General features: G+C 42.8%; 21 protein-coding genes. 8 read left to right on the top strand and 13 right to left on the bottom strand.

Annotation, left to right across the window (positions count from 1 at the left end; translation table 11 throughout):
• Positions 1–101: 101 nt before the first annotated feature.
• The 4 genes from ACEN82_RS06505 to fdhD form a co-directional block, all read right to left on the bottom strand.
• Positions 102–416, bottom strand: a complete 315-nt coding sequence (locus ACEN82_RS06505) for a ferritin family protein (protein WP_091162212.1) — start codon at positions 414–416, stop codon at positions 102–104.
• 71 nt (positions 417–487) lie between these two features.
• Positions 488–2803 carry an FdhF/YdeP family oxidoreductase gene (locus ACEN82_RS06500; protein WP_413322885.1) on the bottom strand — a complete coding sequence of 772 codons (2316 nt, stop codon included), beginning with the start codon at positions 2801–2803 and terminating at the stop codon, positions 488–490.
• On the bottom strand, positions 2800–3156 hold the full coding sequence (locus tag ACEN82_RS06495) for a DUF7009 family protein (RefSeq protein ID WP_413322884.1): 357 nt from the start codon (positions 3154–3156) through the stop codon (positions 2800–2802). Before ACEN82_RS06495 ends, ACEN82_RS06500 begins: the two co-directional genes overlap by 4 nt.
• 14 nt (positions 3157–3170) lie before the next feature.
• Positions 3171–4052 carry a formate dehydrogenase accessory sulfurtransferase FdhD gene (fdhD, locus tag ACEN82_RS06490; RefSeq protein ID WP_413322883.1) on the bottom strand — a complete coding sequence of 294 codons (882 nt, stop codon included), beginning with the start codon at positions 4050–4052 and terminating at the stop codon, positions 3171–3173.
• 312 nt (positions 4053–4364) lie between these two features.
• On the opposite strand from fdhD, the gene ACEN82_RS06485 reads away from it, so the two are divergent.
• The 3 genes from ACEN82_RS06485 to ACEN82_RS06475 all read left to right on the top strand — a co-directional run bounded on the left by ACEN82_RS06485 (position 4365) and on the right by ACEN82_RS06475 (position 5651).
• On the top strand, positions 4365–4607 hold the full coding sequence (locus tag ACEN82_RS06485) for a MoaD/ThiS family protein (protein WP_090526447.1): 243 nt from the start codon (positions 4365–4367) through the stop codon (positions 4605–4607).
• A gap of 177 nt (positions 4608–4784) precedes the next feature.
• On the top strand, positions 4785–5219 hold the full coding sequence (locus ACEN82_RS06480) for a GNAT family N-acetyltransferase (RefSeq protein WP_413322882.1): 435 nt from the start codon (positions 4785–4787) through the stop codon (positions 5217–5219).
• 12 nt (positions 5220–5231) lie between these two features.
• A complete protein-coding gene (locus ACEN82_RS06475; protein ID WP_413322881.1) occupies positions 5232–5651 on the top strand; it encodes a molybdenum cofactor biosynthesis protein MoaE in 420 nt (139 codons plus the stop codon).
• Between the two features lie 114 nt (positions 5652–5765).
• On the opposite strand, the gene ACEN82_RS06470 is transcribed toward ACEN82_RS06475, so the two are convergent.
• The 5 genes from ACEN82_RS06470 to moaA form a co-directional block, all read right to left on the bottom strand.
• Positions 5766–6824, bottom strand: coding sequence for a ThiF family adenylyltransferase (locus tag ACEN82_RS06470; RefSeq protein WP_413322880.1), 1059 nt, complete (start codon positions 6822–6824; stop codon positions 5766–5768).
• A complete protein-coding gene (locus ACEN82_RS06465; RefSeq protein WP_413322879.1) occupies positions 6799–8010 on the bottom strand; it encodes an NTP transferase domain-containing protein in 1212 nt (403 codons plus the stop codon). The genes ACEN82_RS06470 and ACEN82_RS06465 overlap by 26 nt, the downstream gene beginning before the upstream one ends.
• The gene (gene moaC / locus ACEN82_RS06460; protein ID WP_413322878.1) at positions 7991–8461 is read right to left on the bottom strand and encodes a cyclic pyranopterin monophosphate synthase MoaC; all 471 of its coding nucleotides are present in this window, start codon (positions 8459–8461) and stop codon (positions 7991–7993) included. The genes ACEN82_RS06465 and moaC overlap by 20 nt, the downstream gene beginning before the upstream one ends.
• Before the next feature lie 158 nt (positions 8462–8619).
• Positions 8620–9813 (bottom strand): molybdopterin molybdotransferase MoeA, encoded by a 1194-nt coding sequence (locus tag ACEN82_RS06455; protein ID WP_413322877.1) that lies wholly within the window; start codon positions 9811–9813, stop codon positions 8620–8622.
• A gap of 18 nt (positions 9814–9831) precedes the next feature.
• Entirely contained in the window at positions 9832–10821 is a 990-nt protein-coding gene (gene moaA / locus ACEN82_RS06450; RefSeq protein WP_413322876.1) for a GTP 3',8-cyclase MoaA, read from the bottom strand.
• 432 nt (positions 10822–11253) lie between these two features.
• Between moaA and ACEN82_RS06445 the strand changes: the two genes are divergently transcribed.
• Positions 11254–11844 (top strand): nucleotidyltransferase family protein, encoded by a 591-nt coding sequence (locus tag ACEN82_RS06445; RefSeq protein ID WP_413322875.1) that lies wholly within the window; start codon positions 11254–11256, stop codon positions 11842–11844.
• Positions 11845–11849: 5 nt separating this feature from the next.
• Here the strand turns inward: ACEN82_RS06445 and ACEN82_RS06440 are convergent, their stop codons facing one another.
• Entirely contained in the window at positions 11850–12293 is a 444-nt protein-coding gene (locus ACEN82_RS06440; RefSeq protein WP_090526427.1) for a KTSC domain-containing protein, read from the bottom strand.
• Between the two features lie 276 nt (positions 12294–12569).
• On the opposite strand from ACEN82_RS06440, the gene ACEN82_RS06435 reads away from it, so the two are divergent.
• From ACEN82_RS06435 to ACEN82_RS06425, 3 genes are all read left to right on the top strand, one after another.
• Positions 12570–13295, top strand: coding sequence for an RluA family pseudouridine synthase (locus ACEN82_RS06435; RefSeq protein ID WP_413322874.1), 726 nt, complete (start codon positions 12570–12572; stop codon positions 13293–13295).
• Positions 13296–13405: 110 nt separating this feature from the next.
• On the top strand, positions 13406–14830 hold the full coding sequence (locus tag ACEN82_RS06430) for a hypothetical protein (RefSeq protein WP_229701578.1): 1425 nt from the start codon (positions 13406–13408) through the stop codon (positions 14828–14830).
• Positions 14831–15167: 337 nt separating this feature from the next.
• The gene (locus ACEN82_RS06425; protein WP_091162185.1) at positions 15168–16178 is read left to right on the top strand and encodes a glutamine synthetase beta-grasp domain-containing protein; all 1011 of its coding nucleotides are present in this window, start codon (positions 15168–15170) and stop codon (positions 16176–16178) included.
• Positions 16179–16262: 84 nt separating this feature from the next.
• Here the strand turns inward: ACEN82_RS06425 and ACEN82_RS06420 are convergent, their stop codons facing one another.
• The 3 genes from ACEN82_RS06420 to ACEN82_RS06410 all read right to left on the bottom strand — a co-directional run bounded on the left by ACEN82_RS06420 (position 16263) and on the right by ACEN82_RS06410 (position 18347).
• Positions 16263–17240, bottom strand: a complete 978-nt coding sequence (locus ACEN82_RS06420) for a quinone oxidoreductase family protein (RefSeq protein ID WP_413322939.1) — start codon at positions 17238–17240, stop codon at positions 16263–16265.
• A 73-nt stretch (positions 17241–17313) separates the two neighbouring features.
• Positions 17314–17898: a Crp/Fnr family transcriptional regulator gene (locus ACEN82_RS06415; RefSeq protein WP_413322940.1), complete on the bottom strand. Its 585-nt coding sequence runs from the start codon at positions 17896–17898 to the stop codon at positions 17314–17316.
• A 2-nt stretch (positions 17899–17900) separates the two neighbouring features.
• The gene (locus ACEN82_RS06410) at positions 17901–18347 is read right to left on the bottom strand and encodes a gamma-glutamylcyclotransferase family protein (protein ID WP_413322941.1); all 447 of its coding nucleotides are present in this window, start codon (positions 18345–18347) and stop codon (positions 17901–17903) included.
• A gap of 115 nt (positions 18348–18462) precedes the next feature.
• Between ACEN82_RS06410 and ACEN82_RS06405 the strand changes: the two genes are divergently transcribed.
• Entirely contained in the window at positions 18463–19821 is a 1359-nt protein-coding gene (locus tag ACEN82_RS06405; protein ID WP_413322942.1) for a glutamine synthetase family protein, read from the top strand.
• Positions 19822–19904: the final 83 nt, after the last annotated feature.

Here is a 19904-nt window from a genome sequence, read left to right as displayed (position 1 = left end):
TTATAGTAGGGCCGTATTAATTTAAGCGCTAAAGATAATACAATAGCCCTAACTTAATATAACGATGATTAAACAATGGTATTAAAAATGTAAAATGACTATTATTCTGCCGCTTCTTCACCTTTGGTGCCCAGCTCAACAATATCACCCTCTTTAAAAAGGATAGCCTGCAGCGTAGTACGCCATACCGGCTTTTTGCGCAGCAAAAACTCCAGGTCCATACCAAAGTGCTTAAACTCCTCCTGCTGTGCGTTTTGCATAATGGCCTTGGCCTGGTTATCTTTCTCGACAGAAATCCGCTGTTCGTACCAGTTTATAGCCTCAGCCTCTTCGGTTAATGAAACTATCATTCTGGCAAAGGTGCGGGTTTCGTCGGATAGCTCATTTGCCGGTTCGTGATATTGATCAAATGACATAATACTTTTTTAAGGAGATAAGTATTATGTAAACGCTTTTGTTTTAAGTGTGTAAGTATTTAGAATGGTTATTAAGCCACATGTTTCCTGATTTTGATATTAACCAGTTTGGATGTGGGCGTATTACTTTGTTCGGCAACGCTGTTGATAGGAACCAGTACATTAGCCTCGGGGTAATAGGTAGCTGTATTCCCTTCGGGGATATTGTAAGGCACAACGACAAACAGCCTCGCTACCCGCTCAACACCATCATCATAATTAAACAGATCAACTTTTTCCTCCGCTCTAAAACCGGCATTTTTCATGTCGTTTTCGTTCATCAAAATTATCCGGCGCTCATTGTGAATACCCCGGTAGCGGTCGTCAAGGCCATATATGGTGGTGTTAAACTGATCATGACTGCGGATAGTGGCCATATGGTATTCATCGGCAGCCAGTTCATGCTTCGGCAACGGGGCGATATTGAAAGGAATAACAACGCCATTCTTTTCAGTGATAAACTTGCCTTCCCGTGCAGCATTGGGTAGGTAAAAACCGCCGGGTAAACGGACTTTCTGATTATAATCCTCACAACCGGGAATTACTTTGGCAATCGCATCGCGCACGGCATCATAACTTTGAGCATATTTATCCCAGTCGATAACCGAGCGGTTGCCAAATGTGGCTTTGGCCAGGTTACAAACAATCTGGTTCTCGTTCATCAGGTGTTCAGATATCGGCTTCAGCATCCCTTTCGACATTTGGACAACCCCCATAGAATTTTCGCAGCTTATAAATTGCTCTTCGCCGTTTACCAGGTCCTTATCACTTCGTGATAGTGTTGGCAGTATCAAAGCTTCTTCACCATGAACCAGATGACTACGGTTTAATTTGGTTGATACATGTACCGACAGCTTAAGTTTACGCATGGCCTGTGCCGTAAACAGGGTATCCGGTGTAGCCGAAAGGAAATTGCCGCCCATGGCAAAAAACACTTTAAGTTTGCCCTCGTCCATAGCTTTGATAGATTCAACAACATCATAGCCATGCCCCCGCGGCGGTTCAAAACCAAAAACTTCCTTGAGTTTATCCAACTGCTTCGGTTTTGGCTTATCCCAGATCATCATGGTACGGTTACCCTGTACGTTGCTATGACCACGCACCGGACATAAACCGGCACCGGGTTTACCAATGGCGCCTTTAAGCATAGCCAGGTTCACAATTTCTTTTACAGTATCCACTCCGTTTTTATGCTGGGTAATACCCATTGCCCAGCAAATAATGATGCGAATTTTATTTTTAATCAGATCAACCGCCTGCGTAATTTCATTCACTGTTAAACCGGCAGCTTTAGCCAGGTCATCAATCTTGTATTGGTTCAGGCTGTCTAAAAAGGCAACGTAACCGGTAGTGTTCTTTTTAATAAATTCATGATCGAAGACTTTGCCGGGATTTTCCTGCTCAGCTTTGTATAGCAGTTTTTCCATGGCTTTTAGCAAGGCCATGTCGCCGTTTATTTTTACTTGCAGGTACAGATCGGCCAGCTGGGTTTTAATACCTAAAATGCCTTTTACTGTTTGCGGATTTTTAAAACCCATCAACCCTGCCTCATGCAAGGGGTTTACCGCGATGATCTTTGAGCCTTTCTGCTTGGCCTTTTCAAGCGCGCTAAGCATCCGGGGATGATTGGTACCGGGGTTTTGCCCCATGATAATGATTACATCGGTATCGTAAAAATCATTAAGGGTGACGGTCCCTTTGCCAATGCCAATAGTATCGGCAAGGCCAACACCGGTACTTTCATGGCACATATTGGAGCAATCGGGCATGTTATTGGTACCAAACTCGCGCACAAATAGTTGGTAAGTAAATGAAGCCTCGTTACTGGTACGGCCGGATGTATAAAATGCAGCCTCATCAGGCGATGCCAAAGCATTAAGCTCATCTGCTATCTTTTTAAACGCAAAATCCCAGTTTACCGGTGTGTAATGTGTAGCTCCTTTGGCCAGATATACTGGTTGGGCTATGCGTCCCTTCTTCCCTATCTCATAATCGTTAAGTTTGGCAAGATCCGCTACCGAATTTTCGGCGAAAAAATCTCCGGTGAGCTTTTTGGTAGTAGCTTCTTCGGCAAGGGCTTTGGCTCCATTTTCACAATATTCAGCGATGGGAGAACGGTCGTCATCCGGGTCGGGCCAGGCACAGCCAGAGCAATCAAAGCCGCTCTTTTTGTTCATATGAAACAAACCCTCCATACCTCTTGCCAAACCAGCTTCCTTTAATATATCAACCATAGCCACTGTTACAGCAGGGATACCCGCCGCCCAGTCTTTTGGATGTGTTATTTTCAGGTCGAGCAATTCCTCAGGATTCTCTGCTGCCGCTCCTTTTTCTGCTTGCTTGCTCATGGCTTTTTAACTGCTAAGGGATTAGGATAATTATCGCTCTGATCTTCGGCGACTTCATCCAAACACGTAAAATCTTTTTCAACCAGTAAATGCAAACTGCCGTGTTTACCTTCGTAACCTACCTTATCGTCGTCGGCAAAGCCGGTGGCCACAGCTTTTGGCACATATAGTGTTATGGCATTCTCCTTATAGGTTGCCGAAAGATGCTCATCATCAACCAGCCTTAAAGCATAAATAAGCTGCTGGCTGCCAAAATCGACCGTTTCCTGAAGATAACCTTCTTCGGCCAGTTTGGCTACATCGGTTTTAGTGAGCCTGTATCTTAATGAATTACCTTTTATCCTTATTTTCATTGGTATCAATCAGTTTACACCGATGGTGCCGTTAGTACGGCCTCATCGGGGACCATTACCCGGTGCGCGCCTGCGTAAATATTAAAGCGCTCATCGCGTAAAAAGCCAATTAGTGTAATATTAAATTCGTTTGCCAGTTCTATAGCCAGGCTTGACGGCGCACCTACTGCCGCAATAATACTAATGCCGGCCATCGCGGCCTTTTGAATAAGCTCAAAACTCGCCCTGCCGCTAAGTAACAATACTGTTTGCTGCAACGGCAGCCAGTTATACATCATAGCAGCTCCTATTAGCTTATCTAAAGCATTATGCCTGCCTACGTCTTCCCTCAATAATAACAGCTCACCTAAAGGAGTAAACAAAGCCGATGCATGCAAACCGCCGGTATCATCAAATACCCGCTGATGCCCGCGCAAAATCTTTGGCAACTGATTAAGTACCAAACTATTGATCACATTGCCATCATCTGCCCCAGCGGCAAAATTGCTTACTGTGCGAATAGCGCTGATAGAACCCTTTCCGCACACACCGCAACTGCTTGTGGTATAAAAATTACGTTCGGTATTTTGAAGGTTCGGCAGTACATCCTGTTCAAGTGTTACCAGCATGGTATTCTCCTTGTTTTCGGCACAGGTTATAAAGCTGTGTTTAGCTGATTTTATCTCATCTGCATTTTTAATAATGCCTTCGGTAAAAACGAAACCGGTTGCCAGTTCGGCATCATGACCGGGGGTGCGCATAGTTACAGAGATATTACGTAGCTCTCTGCCATCTGCAGGGCCATATTCCAGTTTAATTTCAAGTGGTTCTTCAATGGCTATGCTATCTCCCTCCCTTGCGCTTCGGTTAGCGTTAACTTTTACAACCGGGATATGAATAACTGATGGCGTAGACATACTCAAAGATACAATTTATGGCATAGTTTGTTTATGCAAGTTTACATGCAGAAGGCAAGTTTAAGTCCCTTCGTTTGAATTGTTTTTGAGGTAAGCGTCTGCAAAACAGCCGTTAACTTAGGCCGGCAAGGGGTTAACAGGGTTAACATAAATTCGAACAATTTTACACTATTTAATTGACAATCAATTAATTATATAAAAAACAGCATTAACACATGTAAACCCCGGCAAGGTTAATGAACTTACATATGTTGATTTGTTAAATTTAAACCTGTTTCTCATTTTGTAAGCTAATTTGAATATTTTTGAGATATGAAGATCAACATACTGGCTTTTGGAGTGGCTAAGGAGATATTTGGAAGCAGCGAAGTTAGCCTGGAAATGACCAACGATGCTACTATCTCCAATTTAAAATACCTGCTTGAGCAACAATACCCGCGTTTAAAGCAGCTTTCATCATACATGCTGGCTGTCAACAACGAATATGCCCTGCCTGGCGATACCATTCACGAACGCGACGAAATAGCGATCATTCCGCCGGTAAGCGGGGGGTAGATCAGTTTGCAGTTTTTAAGTAGCAGTGGCAGTAAATTAGTTGGCAGTTATCGGTGGGCAGTTGGCAGTACTTCTGTTCAGTTTACAGTTTTTAGTTGGCAGCTCGTGGGAGCTCTAACAAGATATTTTATTACAAATCCGATATTTTATTACAAATCCAGTCAACGTAACATAAAAATGGCTATCAGAAGCGCTACGCTTGCCGATCATTCAGCAATATCAAACCTGCTAACACAATTGGGCTATCCAGGCACTGAAGATTTTTTGCCGGCAAACCTTGAAAAAATGTTGGGACAATCTTCTTCGCAGGTTTTGGTTTATGAAGATGAAGGTGAGGTTGCAGGTTTTATCGCTATTGATTTTTTAACACAGCTGGTGGTTAAGGGTGATTTTATTCGCATCAGTTGTTTTTCTGTTGATGAAAACATCCGGGGCAAAGGTATTGGTAAAGCTCTTGAGGGTTATATTACCGAACTTGGCAAAGAACGTAATGCCGACAGGATAGAGGTGCACTGCCATACACGCAGGACTGACGCCCACCGGTTTTATTACAGGCAGGGTTATTCCGAATCGCCTAAATACCTCATGAAATCATTAGCAGATAAAATATAGATTTGCATTGTTATGAAAACACAGATCCTCCTATCGGCCCAAACACTGGAGATCCAGTCATGTATAGACTGGATCATGTCGCCCGAATCCGGAGGGATCGATGTATTTATTGGCACGGTACGCAATACAACCAAAGGAAAAAGAGTTTTAAGGCTCGATTTTGAAGCCTATGAGCCAATGGCCATCAGCGAGATGAACAAAATTGCCGCACAAGCTTTTGAACGCTGGCCCATTCAAAAAATACTGATCCACCACCGCACCGGATTGCTGCAGGTTGGCGAGGTACCGGTTGTTATTGCCGTATCAGCAGCGCACCGTGACGCCGCTTTTGATGCGTGCCGGTACATCATCGACACACTTAAACAAACCGTTCCTATCTGGAAAAAAGAAAGCTTTGAGGATGGCGATGTTTGGGTAGCAGCACATCCTTAGGATTTCGGATTTGGGATGTTCGATTTCGGAATTAGGAAATTTGGATTTTTCAATTTTCAATAGGAGATTTTAAATTAAAAAATCCGAAATCGAAATTCCGAAATCCGAAATCATTTAATCAACCTTATACTCTTCCAACCCGCCTTCCAATGAAAACACATCAGCCTCTGGGATCATTTTGAGGATAAGTTTTACGGCTTCGTCACTTCGTTTGCCCGATGAACAGTAAAGGACTTTGGTATTCGGACTGGTAAAATAGGCCAGGTACTCTTCTATTTCATCCAGCGGGATATGCGTACCGCCAATATCATAGGCTTCACGCTCCTGGATGGTACGCACGTCAATAAGTTCTACCGTATCATCCAAAAGGATCCGCTTTTTTAGTTCATCAGCATTGATGGTTGGAATGGTGATAGTTGTTTTTAACCTGCGGATATGCGTTTTTGTTACCGGGCCAATCTTAAAGATGCGGCTTTGCATGCTTTGTGCATCAAAGATCAGCACTTTCCCGACCAGTAATTCACCGCTTTTGGTAATGTACTTGATTACTTCATTGGCCTGCATACAGCCGATGATTCCGGCCAGTGTGGGTACTACTCCGCCTTCAGAACAGTTAGGGATCTGGGTAGCATCGACTTCGGGGAACAAATCACGGTAATTAGGCGAATTTGCCCCTTTGGAGTTGCTTACGTTCCAAACTGCAACCTGCCCTTCAAACTGATAAATGGCACCATAAACAAGCGGTTTACGGGACAAAACACAGGCATCGTTAAGCAGGTAACGGGTCTCGAAATTATCAGTACCATCCAGTACAATGTCGTAATTACTGATAACATCCATCACATTATCGGATGTTATTTTGATGGTATGAGGTACGAGCTTAATACCCGGGTTTTGAGCCTGCAAACGTAAACAGGCTACTTCAGCTTTATTTTCACCCTCATCGGCAGGGTTATACAATACCTGGCGGTGCAGGTTACTTACCGATACCTGGTCGAAATCGGCAATGCCCAATGTGCCAATTCCGGTTGATGCCAGGTATTGTGCAGCCGGACAGCCCAACCCTCCTACCCCAACAACCAGTACGCGGGCTTCCTGCAATAATTGCTGGGCTTCCTCGCCAAAACCAGGCAGCGCTATTTGGCAGTTATATCGTTGTAAATCCTGATTCATTAGTAGCAACTATTGTATGGTGGATCATTGATTTTACTTTCTCCAATTCTTCAGGCGTATTCACATTGGTCAGCGCCTCCTGTTGTGGGGCGTTTAACAATGTAATATCACTATTGATCAAAACTTTGCGCGGGCATGAATACCCTTGCGCCAAAAACGATAACAGTACAGGGTAGCTTTTAGGCTCCCATATGGCTATCAAAGGTTCCGGGAAATCGGTTACCGGACTGTGATAAGCCGTAGCCACCGACGAACTGTTCCGCCAGGCAACTAAATTGCGAAGGGTAGCTTCATCCATCAAAGGCAAATCGCAGGCTATAATCAGCCAGGCGGCATCCGGCTGTTCGCGAAAAGCGGAAAGAATAGCCCCATAAGGTCCTAAACCAGTAAATGTATCCTCAATAACGGGATAAGCCGGGTCAATTTCCTGCTGCTGGCCGGGGCGACCGGAAATGTAAACCTCCCGACAAAAGGTTTTAAGCAAATCGGCCATATAATACCGTTGCTGCTTGCCATGCCATTTGGCCGCACCTTTGTCAAAACCCATTCGGGTACTTTTGCCGCCGGCCAATACCAGTCCATTTAAAACGGGTTTGGCTAACTTTAATGCGGCTTCAAAAAAGGCTACGATCTTTTCACGTTCATCTACTTTTAAAATTGGGATCTGATGCCAGTTGGGTATAACTTCCTGTATAAAGTCGGGAATTTCGCTTGCGTTATCGGCCAGCAGAAAAAGCTGAACATTATTGAGCTGACCTATCCTTTTTTGCAGAGATGCCTCTTTATTAACGTCGATAATAACTACCTGTGCCTTAGCCTGCTGGTGATTCCCATTAACTAATACCAGGTCGGCAGACGAAAATTGCTGTTTGAGCTGATAAGGATATACCGGGTTTTGATGATTGAATTGCTGATAGTTTACCTGGTCGGTATATTCGAGCGAGGCGCCGCTCACCAATCTGCCAGGCAGCAAAGTAATATCATCATTATGTGACATATCCACATAGGCACATTTATAAACCGGTGAAAGTGAACGGATCACATCATCGGCCAATAATTTGATCACGGTACAGGGGCCACCTAAAATTGCCCATTCGTTACGGCCGAAGTTACCGGTTGAAGGGCGGGCCAGTTTAGCGTGTTTTTTATGCGTGCCTGATGGCTGGTTATGATCTTTTAAAGTCACGTTTACCTCCTGTTTTTGAAATCAGTTTGGTTTCTTTTATCACTATATCATGGCTCATGGCCTTACACATATCATAAATGGTAAGTGCCGCTATTGAAGCGCCAACCAGCGCTTCCATTTCTACGCCTGTTTTGGCGGTGATGCTTGCAGTACAATCAACAACAACCTCCTGTTGTTCGTTGATATGTATGGCTACATTGCAATTATCCAAACCCAGCGGATGGCAAAGCGGTATCAAATCGCCGGTTTTTTTTGCCGCCATGATACCGGCGATGATAGCCGTTTGAAAAACGGGGCCTTTTTTGCTTTGCAATTCATTTCCTGCTAAAAGCTCAAATACCTCTGCCGGCAAACTAACAATGCTGCGCGCGGTAGCAGTGCGGTGTGTAACCTGCTTCTCAGTTACATCAACCATGTTAGGATCGCCTTGTTTGTTTATGTGGGTTAACATTATTTTTTTTTATGATCACACTGATTTTTATTGTGATTTCACCGATTTGTTAGGGCCATGATTCCTTTGTTTGTTTATAGCGACTTATTATGTTATGGATTCGATCAAATCAAAAAATTCGGTGTAATCAACAAAGAAAATCGGTGAAATCCCAAAAACTAAAACCTCCAAACCTTAAACACCTCTCCTGCTTTAAAATTATTCTTTTCGGCCGGAAGTTCTAAAAAAGCTTCGGTATCCGCTAAGTTAGCAAAATCGCCCGAACCATTTCCTTCAACAGGCGTAGCTATCAATTGGCCTTGCTCGTTACTTTGCAGCTTTACCTGCAAATAGTATTGTAATGCCGGCTGAAATGTAAAATCTTTCCCTAATACCGCATATGTGGCGGCTTTTGCTGGCAAGCCCAGCGCTGTATTAAGCCATGTTAAAAAGTAACGGTGCAGGCACATAAATGTGGCTACCGGGTTACCCGGAAAAGCAAACACCAATGCACCGTTATTATGCCTGCCAAACCAAAAGGGTTTACCGGGCCGCTGGGCTACTTTATGAAACAACTTTTCAACCTTTAATTGCTCAAGCGTCCGGGGGATATAATCAAACTTCCCCATCGAAACACCACCGCTTAGCAGCAGTACATCATAGTTTTGTAAACAGTACTGGATCTTTTCTTCAGTAACCGCGGGCTCATCGGGGATATGCAAAATATCAGCATCGGTACCATGTTGTTTTAAAACGGCTTTTACCATATAGCTGTTTGATTTGCGGATCTGGTACGGCAGCGGCGTTTCATGCACATCAACTAATTCATCTCCTGACGAAACTATTACCACCCTCGGCATTTTTTTAACAAGCAGGTGGGTTTTACCTACTGATGCCGCCACACTAATGATAGCGGGGCTTACCACCTGTCCTGCCGTTGATATAACATCATTTTGTTTTTTATCAAGGCCCTGCAAATGCAGGTTCTGCCCCTTTTTTATGTCGCGGGGGTGTACGCTCGCCGACCCGGCGATGATCTCCACATCCTCATAACGGATTACTGTATTAACCGAAGCGGGCAACACAGCACCGGTCATGATCTCGATGCATTCATCGGCGCTGTCGATTTGAACCGGCTCGTCACCGGCTGCCTGGGTGGCTTTGATCCGGAAAATATTGATTCCACTCTCAATAGCTTCATATCTTATAGCGATACCATCCATGGTTACCCGGTTAAAGGGCGGCAGATCACGATCGGCCTTCAGGTCTTCGGCCAGGGCACAACCCAGAGCCTGTTCAAACGGGAGGCTTTGAGTACCATAATCCCTGATTTGTGCAAGCACCAGTTTTTCAGCTTCTTCAACCGTTGTCATATATATGTAGTTTAAAAACTATCCGCCAATAGTGGCCATTGACTCGTGGATGCCTGTTTTGGCTACCCGTGCCCGCTCGGCTTCCCAGCCATCTGCCGGGCGGTGGCTAAAAGCAGTTAACAAGGCATCCTCCAATACTTCATCAGAAGCTCCCGCACGCATCAAATCTTTTAAATTGAGCACGCCATCATCATACAAACAGGTTTTTAACCCACCCTGAGGCGTTATGCGGATCCGGTTACAGCTGCCGCAAAATGTACGCGAATAAGCGGCTATAATACCAACTGTACCCTTATGCCCCGGGACCTGATAATTGTATGAAGTAGAATAAGCCGGGTCATCCAATTTCTTTATTTGCGGATACTTGCTTTTTATTTCATCTAAAATGCGAAGGTAATCCCAACGTAATCCATCGTACACATGACCATCGCCGTTAAAAGGCATTTCTTCTATAAATCTGACACTTACCGGCAACTCTTTGGCCAATTCAACCAGCGGGATAATATCCTGTATATTTTTGCCATCCATCACCACAACATTGATCTTTACTTCCATATCATGGCTCAGCATGGCATCTAAGGCTGTCATCACACTGGCAAATTCGTCGCGGCGGGTAATGGTAAAAAAGCGGTTGGCATCCAGCGTATCCAGGCTCAGGTTTATTGACCGTACACCTATCTTTCTTAATTCGGGCACATAAGGAGCTGTAAGTACACCGTTAGTTGTAAGGCCCAGCTCTTTTAAGCCGTCCAGCCTGGATATAGCTGTGAGCAAATGCATAATATCTTTGCGTACAAAGGGCTCGCCCCCGGTAATACGGATTTTTTCGATACCCATTTTTACAAGCAAACTGCAGCTGCGCAGCATTTCCTCATAGGTCATGAGCTCGGCACGTGAAAGCCAGTTCAAGCCATCCTCAGGCATACAGTAAAAACAGCGCAGGTTGCACCTGTCTGTCACCGCGAGGCGCATATAGCTGATCTTCCGTCCATGATTATCTGTTAACAAAATATAGCTTTTTTATCCTGTAAATTTAATTAATTAACAGCCATTACACCTTTAAGTTTATGCACGGCAATTGTAAAAATAAGCATTACCCCGCTTGGAGATGTTTACGAAATGTATTTTTATTCCCTTCCTCAGTGATATATCCGGTCTGAAATAAAATTACAAAAGCGTAACAGGGTTATACCCCTTTCCCAATACACGCATAAAGCACAAAAAATCAAATTGTTATAAATGAATAGATCCGACTAAAACTTTAATTAAATTATTACCGTATTAAGGCAAGCATCCGCCCCAAAGAATTTATAAAAAGGAAGCCCCCTGAGCCTAACAAACATAAACCGCAGGACCGGAAGCTACAAAATGGTAATGCATGATCATTAACCAGGCATTACAACAACAGTTATACCAACATCTAATGTAACAGTAATAAAAATGACAGGGATTATTATTCTGGCAGCGGGCGCATCAAATCGTTTTGGCTCGCCCAAGCAAAACCAAATTTACCAGGGTAAAACCCTTTTACAGCGGGCAATTCAAACCGCGCTTACCTGCCTGCATTGCGAAAAAGTTATTGTGGTGTTAGGAGCCAATGAACAATTAATCCGTCCCAATATAGATGAACAACTTGTAGGCGTCATTCACAATCCGCGTTGGGAAGAGGGAATGGGCTCGTCAATAAAAGTTGGTGTAGCCGAAATTTTGAGGCTTGAACCCCGCATAACTTCAATTATCCTGATGCTTTGCGATCAGCCATTTGTTGATTCATTCCTGATATCACAATTAATGGAAAAAAAAGAAGTTAATGACTGCGGTATTATTGCCTGCGGCTATCGTGATGTTTTGGGCGCGCCCGCTTTGTTCGATATAAAATATTTCCCCGAACTACTTGACCTGCAAGGCCCCGAAGGTGCAAAAAAAATCATTGAAGCACATACCGATGACGTTTTTATACTCCCTTTTCCGCTGGGCGCTATTGACATTGACACCGCCGATGATTTAGAAAGGCTTAACCAGGTAGGATAAGATATTTAAGCCGAAGCAACCAGTTTATTTACGCTGCGATATACAAACTCGTTAAAAATATGCCTGCGGGCAAACCGGCCGGGCGAATCAGCGTTGATCAGTTTGATATAAACCGCTTTGGGCACGCCAAAATATTCATACACGTTACCATCAAGAAAAGTAACTTTCAGTACCTGTTGCTTATACTCAAAATCGGCTATGTTTGATAATGTAGTGGTAGCGGTATAATCAGGCAAAGTTTGAGCACGGGTTTCAGGGGCAATGCTTACCAAAAAATGATAAGCTTCAATAATTGTTTTACTCTTCTCTTCTGCCTCTGCCCTGTTGTCGTCCTGAAACCTGTCGGGGTGCCAGGTTTTCATCATGCTTTTATAAACCGAACGTAACTCGCTTAACTCTGCATTTTCGGTCACGTTCAGGAGTTTCCTGTAGTCGCCAATTTTTTTCATTGTTTATTTAATTCTTTTTTATTGTCGATGAAGGGATTACAGGCAAAAAAGCGCTCAGCACCAACATGAAAATAACGGCGCGAAGGTACGCTTTTTTAACGAGGAAAAACAGGATGTTTTATTTATTAAACAATGATGATATGGAGTAAATATTAGCTAAAACTTTTATTAACATTCAACTTAATTCCTTACCCTGTTTGCAGCTTTAATTTAGCAGCATAAATGAATAAAATACGGTGGCAGCTGTTTAAATTATAAACCGTATTTTTGCTGGCTATGAAGTTTCCCAAATTTGCCGATCTGATACTATTTGAGAACGACAACGTTATTGTCGTAAACAAACCGCCTTTTATAAGCTCACTTGATGAACGGGGCGAAGGCAGCAGTGAGATCAGCATGTTAAGGCTGGCTAAGGCTTATTGGGACGATGCGCAGATCTGTCATCGCCTTGATAAAGAAACATCCGGCGCGCTTATTTTTGCAAAAAATCCCGAGGCTTACCGGTCGGTTTCCATTCAGTTTGAAAAGCGTAAGGTTAAAAAAGTATATCACGCGGTTATTGACGGTACGCATACTTTTGATAATCTGCTTGTTGATTTGCCTATATTAAATGTTGGCAAGGGTAGTGTAACCATCAGCAGACAGGAAGGCAAGCGTGCCGAAACCTGGTTTCAGTCGTTAAAATATTATAAACATTATACTTTGGTTGAATGCCGCCCGGTTACAGGCCGTATGCACCAGATCAGGATCCACCTGGCTACACAAAGAGCCTCCATAGCCGGCGATGAGATGTATAAGGGTGAGCCTGTTTTTCTCTCTAAAATAAAGCGCAAATATCATTTGGGTAAAGATCAGGAAGAGCTGCCTATCATGAAGCGCTTTGCCCTGCATGCTTATGAAGTAACATTTCGGATCAATCCCGAAACCGAAGTTACCATCCATGCTCCATATCCTAAAGACTTTGAAACGCTTTTGAAGCTGCTTGATAAATTTGACAGTTAAAATTAAATGGTACAAAGTATTTGAAATTATCATGCGCCAACGTATTTTTATGCTCCATGCCGCGTAGCTTAAAAAAATTCCTCTACTGTTTTTTGCTGGTAATATTTGGTGTGAGCTATTCAAAAGCTGATCCATATATATATCTTCCTGAAGACAGTCTTGTTCATTTTTTAAAGATCCAGAACAGGGATCTTCAGGATAAAAAACTGGTTAATTATATTAAGCTCCGCTTTCAGCAGGGGCCCGTAAATACAATCCCGCAGGGTAAAAATGAAGTTTATAAGGAGCTTGATAAATACGATGTGGGCGATAAGGAAGCTTTAAAATACTTTATTGAAAGCATTATTCAGAAACGCTTTTTAAAACTCCCCGAAGCTGAAAGTGCTATGGTTAAAGCCATTAATCAGGCTTCAAAGAACAAAGCCGATTTTTTGCTTTATTCGTTTATTAGCCATCTTGCTTTTATTCAAACAGATAAAGGCAACCCAATAGGCGCTATATACAGTTACGGCCTGGCTCAAAAACAAGCTTTAAAACTTAACGATCCGTTATTACAGGTATTCTTGAACATCAATATATCCGATCTGTATTACAAACTCAACCTGTATAGCCAGTCATTATATTACCTTAACCAGGCATTCCATATCAAGGAGGAAAATAAGATAAAGGACGACAGATTTTACACGATAATAAGCTATAACAAGGCCGAGAATTTTTTTAGGATGAAAAACCTTGATTCGCTGCAGCGATGTCATGATGATTTAATGGGGCCAAACAACAAAAGTTATAAACTATTCAGCTACCAATATCGTACTGCCTATTATATATCGCTGTTAAAACATGATTATAACAAAGCTATAACACAAATCAAAAACCTTCAAAGGGACAAAAAATATGTACCTAACGATGTTGAGAAACAAAATCTGGCCGATGCTTTTTACCTGAACGGACAGCCGGATTCGGCAAGCGCTATAGCTAACCAGCTGCTCGCGCTTCCATATTCTGATAATCACCCTGAAATAAAGCATCATCTTTATCAATTACTTGGAAAAATAGCCCGGGACAGGGGCGATTACAAACTGGCTGTCGAGAATTTTGACCTTGCATTGAAACAATCAGAAGAGAGCCTGAATAATACTACACAGGTGGGCAATGTATCGGCGCAAATAAAAATTGATAAAATTGAAACCTCGTTTACCGACACTGCCGAAAAATACAGGCGCGAACGCCTTATTTTGATCCTCATCAGTATTACCACAGTTTTCATGTTTGCTGTTATTGCCCTTTTATACCGCAGCGCCAGGCAAAAACGGCACTATGAAAAATTATTATATGATACCAAAAAAAACGAGCTGGCTTTTATCAACTCGCATGAGGTACGTAAACATCTTACCAATATATTAGGCCTTGTTGAGCTGATGAGCGAAAGCAAGGACAAAAAAGAGGAGTTTTTACAGGTTGAAAAACATCTTTACGATTCGGCCACCAGGCTCGACGACGCTATTAAGAACATATCAGAAAAATTAAGCGACTAAGTTCCTGTATCAATAATTGTTATCTCAGCCTTACCGGAAGAGGCAAGTATATCTGCTTGTATTAATACCTGCAAGGCTACCCCGTACACGCGCATTTGCATTATTGATAAAAAACAGCCCTTATTCATTTCCGAAAATATGAAATTGTTAAAAACACAGTTTTACAGACCCTTTTTTACAGGTTTACAGCTATAATTAACGTGTTATTGAAAAAAAATACAAAATTTCTTAACATTTGTAATGAATTTTGTAAAAATAATTTAAATTCGCCTTAATAATTATTGAGATTAATACAAAAACTATAATTAGAACCCCAACTTTACAAATTAATTAAAAAATGGCAACGAAACTCGAGTACATTTGGCTTGACGGCTATAAACCAACACAAAGCCTGCGTAGCAAAACAAAAATCGTTAAAGAATTTAGCGGAAAAGTAGAAGATTTAGATAACTGGAGCTTTGACGGTTCTTCAACTGAGCAGGCACCAGGTGGTTCATCTGATTGTATCTTAAAGCCAGTTTTTGTTGTTCCAGATCCGCAAAGAAAAAGCGCTTACTTAGTAATGTGCGAAGTATTAAGTGCTGATGGCAAACCACATGAATCAAACGGCCGTGCTACCATCGCTGATGATGATAATGATTTCTGGTTCGGTTTTGAGCAGGAATACTTCCTGTGGGATCCCGCAACAAACAAACCACTTGGTTTCCCTGCAGGTGGCTACCCTGGCCCGCAAGGCCCTTACTACTGTTCGGTAGGTGCAAACAACGCTTTCGGCCGCGAAATTGTTGAAGAACACTTAGACGTATGTTTAGAAGCAGGCTTAAACGTTGAAGGTATCAACGCTGAGGTTGCTGCCGGCCAGTGGGAATTCCAAATCTTTGCTAAAGGTGCTAAAGAAGCTGGTGACCAGATCTGGGTTGCACGTTATTTATTGGAAAGAATTGGCGAAAAATACGGAGTTGCTGTTAACTGGCATTGCAAACCGCTTGGTCAATTAGACTGGAACGGTTCTGGTATGCACGCTAACTTCTCAAATACTACTTTACGTACTGCAAACAGCAAAGAAATTTTCACAGCTATCTGCGAGTCTTTCCGCCCTGCAGTTGCTGAGTGTATCGCTGTTTACGGCGCTGATAACGATCAGCGTTTAACCGGTAAACACGAAACAGCTTCTATCCATGACTTTAGCTATGGTGTATCTGACCGTGGCGCTTCTATCCGTATCCCTCTGTACGCTGTTGACCACAACTGGAGCGGTTACCTGGAAGATCGTCGTCCTAACTCAGCTGCCGATCCATACAAAGTTGCTGCTGTGATCATCAAAACTGTAAAATCAGCTAAGATTTAGTCCCCCTAATAAATAGTTATTATTTTATCCCCCGGTTTATAACCGGGGGATTTTTTGTACCGGGATATTATGCTTTGAAATGCCTCAATTGTCGATTATCACCACAAGGCGTTGCCCGTTAGACACTTCCAGGTTCCAGAGTTCGGCAATATCTGCTAAATTCACCTTAACAGTATCTCCTTTTAATTTACCTGCAGCCGCAAGCGCAAACATCTCCGGTAAAATCTCCCTAAAAAGTTCACCTACCTGTGCTTTTGACCATGCGCCAAGTCCCGACCCTGTTAACTGAAGATCAGCACTTCGGAGGGTTGCCGCCGAAAGCTGTACAAGATCTCCGGCCATACTACCTACAGATACATATCTTATTTTATTGGTAAATGAACCGTTACCCTTTAAGCAAGTAAGGATCATTTCGGCAGTATGCCCCCATAAATAGTCTATGACAATATCTATCGGTGTTTGCGAATGTACTGCTGATAACCGTGCTTTAAAGCCGTCATCATCCTGCGTTAAGGAAATAGTCTCATCGGCCCCAAGTACCAACAGTTCGTTAAGGGATGCTTTGTTTCTACCGGTTGCAATTATTTTTTTTGCACCGTAGTGTTTGGCAATCTGTACGGCTACACGCCCGGTAAAGCCGGTGGCGCCATTGATAAGCACAACATCTCCGGGTTTGATATTGGCCTTAAATTTAAGTCCCATAGCGGCGCCAATAACTGCATTTGGCAAAGCGGCCGCAACGGCATCATCCACACCATCAGGTATTTCCACCATCCTGTTTTTATTTATAACAGCCTTTTCTGCCAGCATACCGCTTACACCTATACTATATACGCGTTTCCCATCTTCAAGAACACAAACGCCGTCGCCACCAATTACACGACCGTTTTCATTAAATGCATCGCTCGAATAATGCTTGCCCGATGCCCTGCTTTTGTCAAGATGTTTAATTGCTACTGCTTTTACACTAACCAATACTTCGTCGGGGTTTTGAACCGCCGGTTCAGGAAAATCTGTATATTGAGGTAGCCCTCCCTGTTGATACATTACTGCTGCTTTCATGTTATTTTTCTTTTTTTGATAACACAAAATTAGCCAGGCATACAAACCGGGACGATAACATATGTTATCAAGTTCAGAAATGCGGTTTGCCTTTTGCCAGTTTGCTTTTTATGCGGCTTAAATGTACTTTGCTTACACCCAGATACGAGGCAATATAATGCTGAGGTACTCGCTGTATTATATGCGGCCTCTCGTTTAAAAGAAGCTGATAGCGTTGTTCAGGTGTATCGCGAATAATGGAAACAAACTCATTAATGTAATGCATTTGCCGCCGGGCCGTCATCTGTAATATCATTTGTGCAAAATCGGGCTCGTGGCTTAACTCATCCATTAATTGGGAAACATACTGCCTGGGCAACAGATAAATAACCGATGGTTCAATAGTTTCGATTGTGAACGAGCTTGGCACGTTGTTTACAAAACTATCGAAAGAACTTAACCCTTCATTTTCAAAGAAAAATTGTACCGTTTTATCATCACCATTGTTATTGAAAAATGTTCGTACACAACCTTTTTCAATAAAGATATAATGCTGAGATATTTTGCCTTCCTGAAGTAACACTGTTTTAGCCGGGACCTCCATGCGTTTCTGAAATGGCAGGTATCTGTCCCAATAGGCATTCAACTTCGGAAATCTATCTTTGAAATGAAAAAACATCGTTATTTAAATGGCTGCTTAGCAACATTATTTTTGACAGAAGTATCTTTTAAATATTGGATATAGTCACCCGTGGTAATCTCATTATAAGCGGCTACAGGTAAATTATAAAGATACATCCAACACTCCATGATATCATTAGTGGTATAGATGCTCACCGTTTCCCTTATATATTCATGCGGATGTTGGTATAACCCACCGACACCTTCATAATCGTCAATTACCTTTAATATAATTTCGGGATTATCCATCATAAAAATACTACCGTAAATGTAGCGTTCTTCAGTATTACCGATTACAGCGCCGGGATACTGGCCAATATCATAAAGTTGCCCTCTTGTTCTTCCGTCACCTATAAATTTACAGTGTTTATTTAGATACGCTGCAAACTCATTACCGGGCTGCAGCAATGTGCCATACACAAATAAAAATTGACTTGTTGTTTCCATAAATAACTCAAACAAAGGTAAAAGCTATTGCGTATTACACACGCACAGGCTATTTTTTATAGTTTAAGCCATAATAGCTATCTTGCTGCACCTTAACCGGCCATACTTTTATACCATGAACACAGAAGAGATCAAAGCGTATATAGAACAGAATAACATCCAGAAAATAAAATTCGCCTTTGCCGATATTGATGGCATTTTGCGCGGTAAGGTGATCCACCCTAAAAAACTTATTGATGGATTGCAAAGTGGCTATGGCTTTTGCGATGTGGTATTTGGCTGGGATAGCAGCGATGTTTGTTATGATAACGTACAGTTAACAGGCTGGCAAAGCGGTTACCCGGATAAACTTTGCCGTATTGACCTGTCGACCCTGCGTAATGTGCCCTGGCAGGATGACATCCCCTTTTTTTTAGCCGATTTCAGCAAACCCGACGGCAACGATCTGCCGGCTTGCCCTCGCAGCCTCTTAAAACACATCCAGGCACAATGTAATGAGATGGGCTATCATGCCGAATTTGCACAGGAGTTTGAATGGTTCAATTTTAAAGAGACACCACAAACGCTTGCCGATAAAAAGTTCACTAATATTGAACCGCTCACACCGGGCATGTTCGGCTATTCTATACTGCGTACATCAGAAAACAGCGATTTTTATTATGATCTGTTTAATCTGCTTACCAAATTCAATATCCCGATTGAGGGCCTGCATACCGAAACTGGTCCGGGAGTATATGAAGCTGCCATATTGCATGATGAAGTTTTAGCTGCCGCAGATAAAGCAACGCTGTTTAAAACCGCAGTTAAAGAAATAGCCTATAAACACGGTATCGTGGCATCATTTATGGCCAAATGGACCGAAACCCTACCCGGCTGCAGCGGCCATATCCACCAAAGCCTGTGGACTAAAGATCAATCAAAAAACCTGTTTTACGACGCTAACGATGTAAACAAAATGAGCGACCTGCATAAGCATTACCTTGCAGGCCAGCTATATTGCATGCCTTACCTGTTGCCGATGTACGCGCCAACCATCAACAGTTATAAACGCCTGGTTGAAGGCGCCTGGGCGCCCACCACCATAACATGGGGTGTTGAAAACCGTACTACCGCGTTACGTGTTATCAATACCACCGAAAACTATACCCGCCTGGAAACCCGCATTCCGGGTTCAGATACCAACCCATACCTGGCCATGGCTGCAGCACTGGCTTCGGGCTTGTACGGTATTAAAAACAAGCTTGAGCTAAATATTAAGCCAACAACAGGCAATGGTTACCAGGACAAAAGTAATGGCGTACTATGGCCAAACCTGCATACAGCCGCCACGGCAATGCAAAACTCCGACTTGGCCAAAGAGCTCTTTGGCGAAGGTTTTGTTGATCACTTCACCCAAACCCGGCTGTGGGAATACCGCCAGTTTGCCAAAAGCGTTACCGACTGGGAGTTGAAGAGGTATTTTGAGATTATCTGAACCGGGATTTGGGGGGATTTTTTGGATTTATGGGATTTTGATTTGCATGAGGGCAAAGATTGTTATGCTGATGGCTCTTTTAT

It is taken from the genome of Mucilaginibacter sp. Mucisp73, from assembly GCF_059491465.1.
Note: the sequence above shows the minus strand (reverse complement) of the source record. Positions and strands in the feature narration are given on the sequence as shown.

Bases quoted from the DNA above. Each gene is read 5' to 3' on its own strand.
- ACEN82_RS06505 (WP_091162212.1), bottom strand. From the start codon at position 416: ATGTCATTTGATCAATATCACGAACCGGCAAATGAGCTATCCGACGAA.
- ACEN82_RS06410 (WP_413322941.1), bottom strand. From the start codon at position 18,347: ATGGAAACAACAAGTCAATTTTTATTTGTGTATGGCACATTGCTGCAG.
- ACEN82_RS06500 (WP_413322885.1), bottom strand. From the start codon at position 2,803: ATGAGCAAGCAAGCAGAAAAAGGAGCGGCAGCAGAGAATCCTGAGGAA.
- ACEN82_RS06445 (WP_413322875.1), top strand. From the start codon at position 11,254: ATGACAGGGATTATTATTCTGGCAGCGGGCGCATCAAATCGTTTTGGC.
- ACEN82_RS06475 (WP_413322881.1), top strand. From the start codon at position 5,232: ATGAAAACACAGATCCTCCTATCGGCCCAAACACTGGAGATCCAGTCA.
- moaC (WP_413322878.1), bottom strand. From the start codon at position 8,461: ATGTTAACCCACATAAACAAACAAGGCGATCCTAACATGGTTGATGTA.
- ACEN82_RS06485 (WP_090526447.1), top strand. From the start codon at position 4,365: ATGAAGATCAACATACTGGCTTTTGGAGTGGCTAAGGAGATATTTGGA.
- ACEN82_RS06455 (WP_413322877.1), bottom strand. From the start codon at position 9,813: ATGACAACGGTTGAAGAAGCTGAAAAACTGGTGCTTGCACAAATCAGG.
- ACEN82_RS06405 (WP_413322942.1), top strand. From the start codon at position 18,463: ATGAACACAGAAGAGATCAAAGCGTATATAGAACAGAATAACATCCAG.
- ACEN82_RS06480 (WP_413322882.1), top strand. From the start codon at position 4,785: ATGGCTATCAGAAGCGCTACGCTTGCCGATCATTCAGCAATATCAAAC.
- ACEN82_RS06440 (WP_090526427.1), bottom strand. From the start codon at position 12,293: ATGAAAAAAATTGGCGACTACAGGAAACTCCTGAACGTGACCGAAAAT.
- ACEN82_RS06425 (WP_091162185.1), top strand. From the start codon at position 15,168: ATGGCAACGAAACTCGAGTACATTTGGCTTGACGGCTATAAACCAACA.
- ACEN82_RS06470 (WP_413322880.1), bottom strand. From the start codon at position 6,824: ATGAATCAGGATTTACAACGATATAACTGCCAAATAGCGCTGCCTGGT.
- ACEN82_RS06415 (WP_413322940.1), bottom strand. From the start codon at position 17,898: ATGTTTTTTCATTTCAAAGATAGATTTCCGAAGTTGAATGCCTATTGG.
- ACEN82_RS06495 (WP_413322884.1), bottom strand. From the start codon at position 3,156: ATGAAAATAAGGATAAAAGGTAATTCATTAAGATACAGGCTCACTAAA.
- ACEN82_RS06435 (WP_413322874.1), top strand. From the start codon at position 12,570: ATGAAGTTTCCCAAATTTGCCGATCTGATACTATTTGAGAACGACAAC.
- ACEN82_RS06420 (WP_413322939.1), bottom strand. From the start codon at position 17,240: ATGAAAGCAGCAGTAATGTATCAACAGGGAGGGCTACCTCAATATACA.
- fdhD (WP_413322883.1), bottom strand. From the start codon at position 4,052: ATGTCTACGCCATCAGTTATTCATATCCCGGTTGTAAAAGTTAACGCT.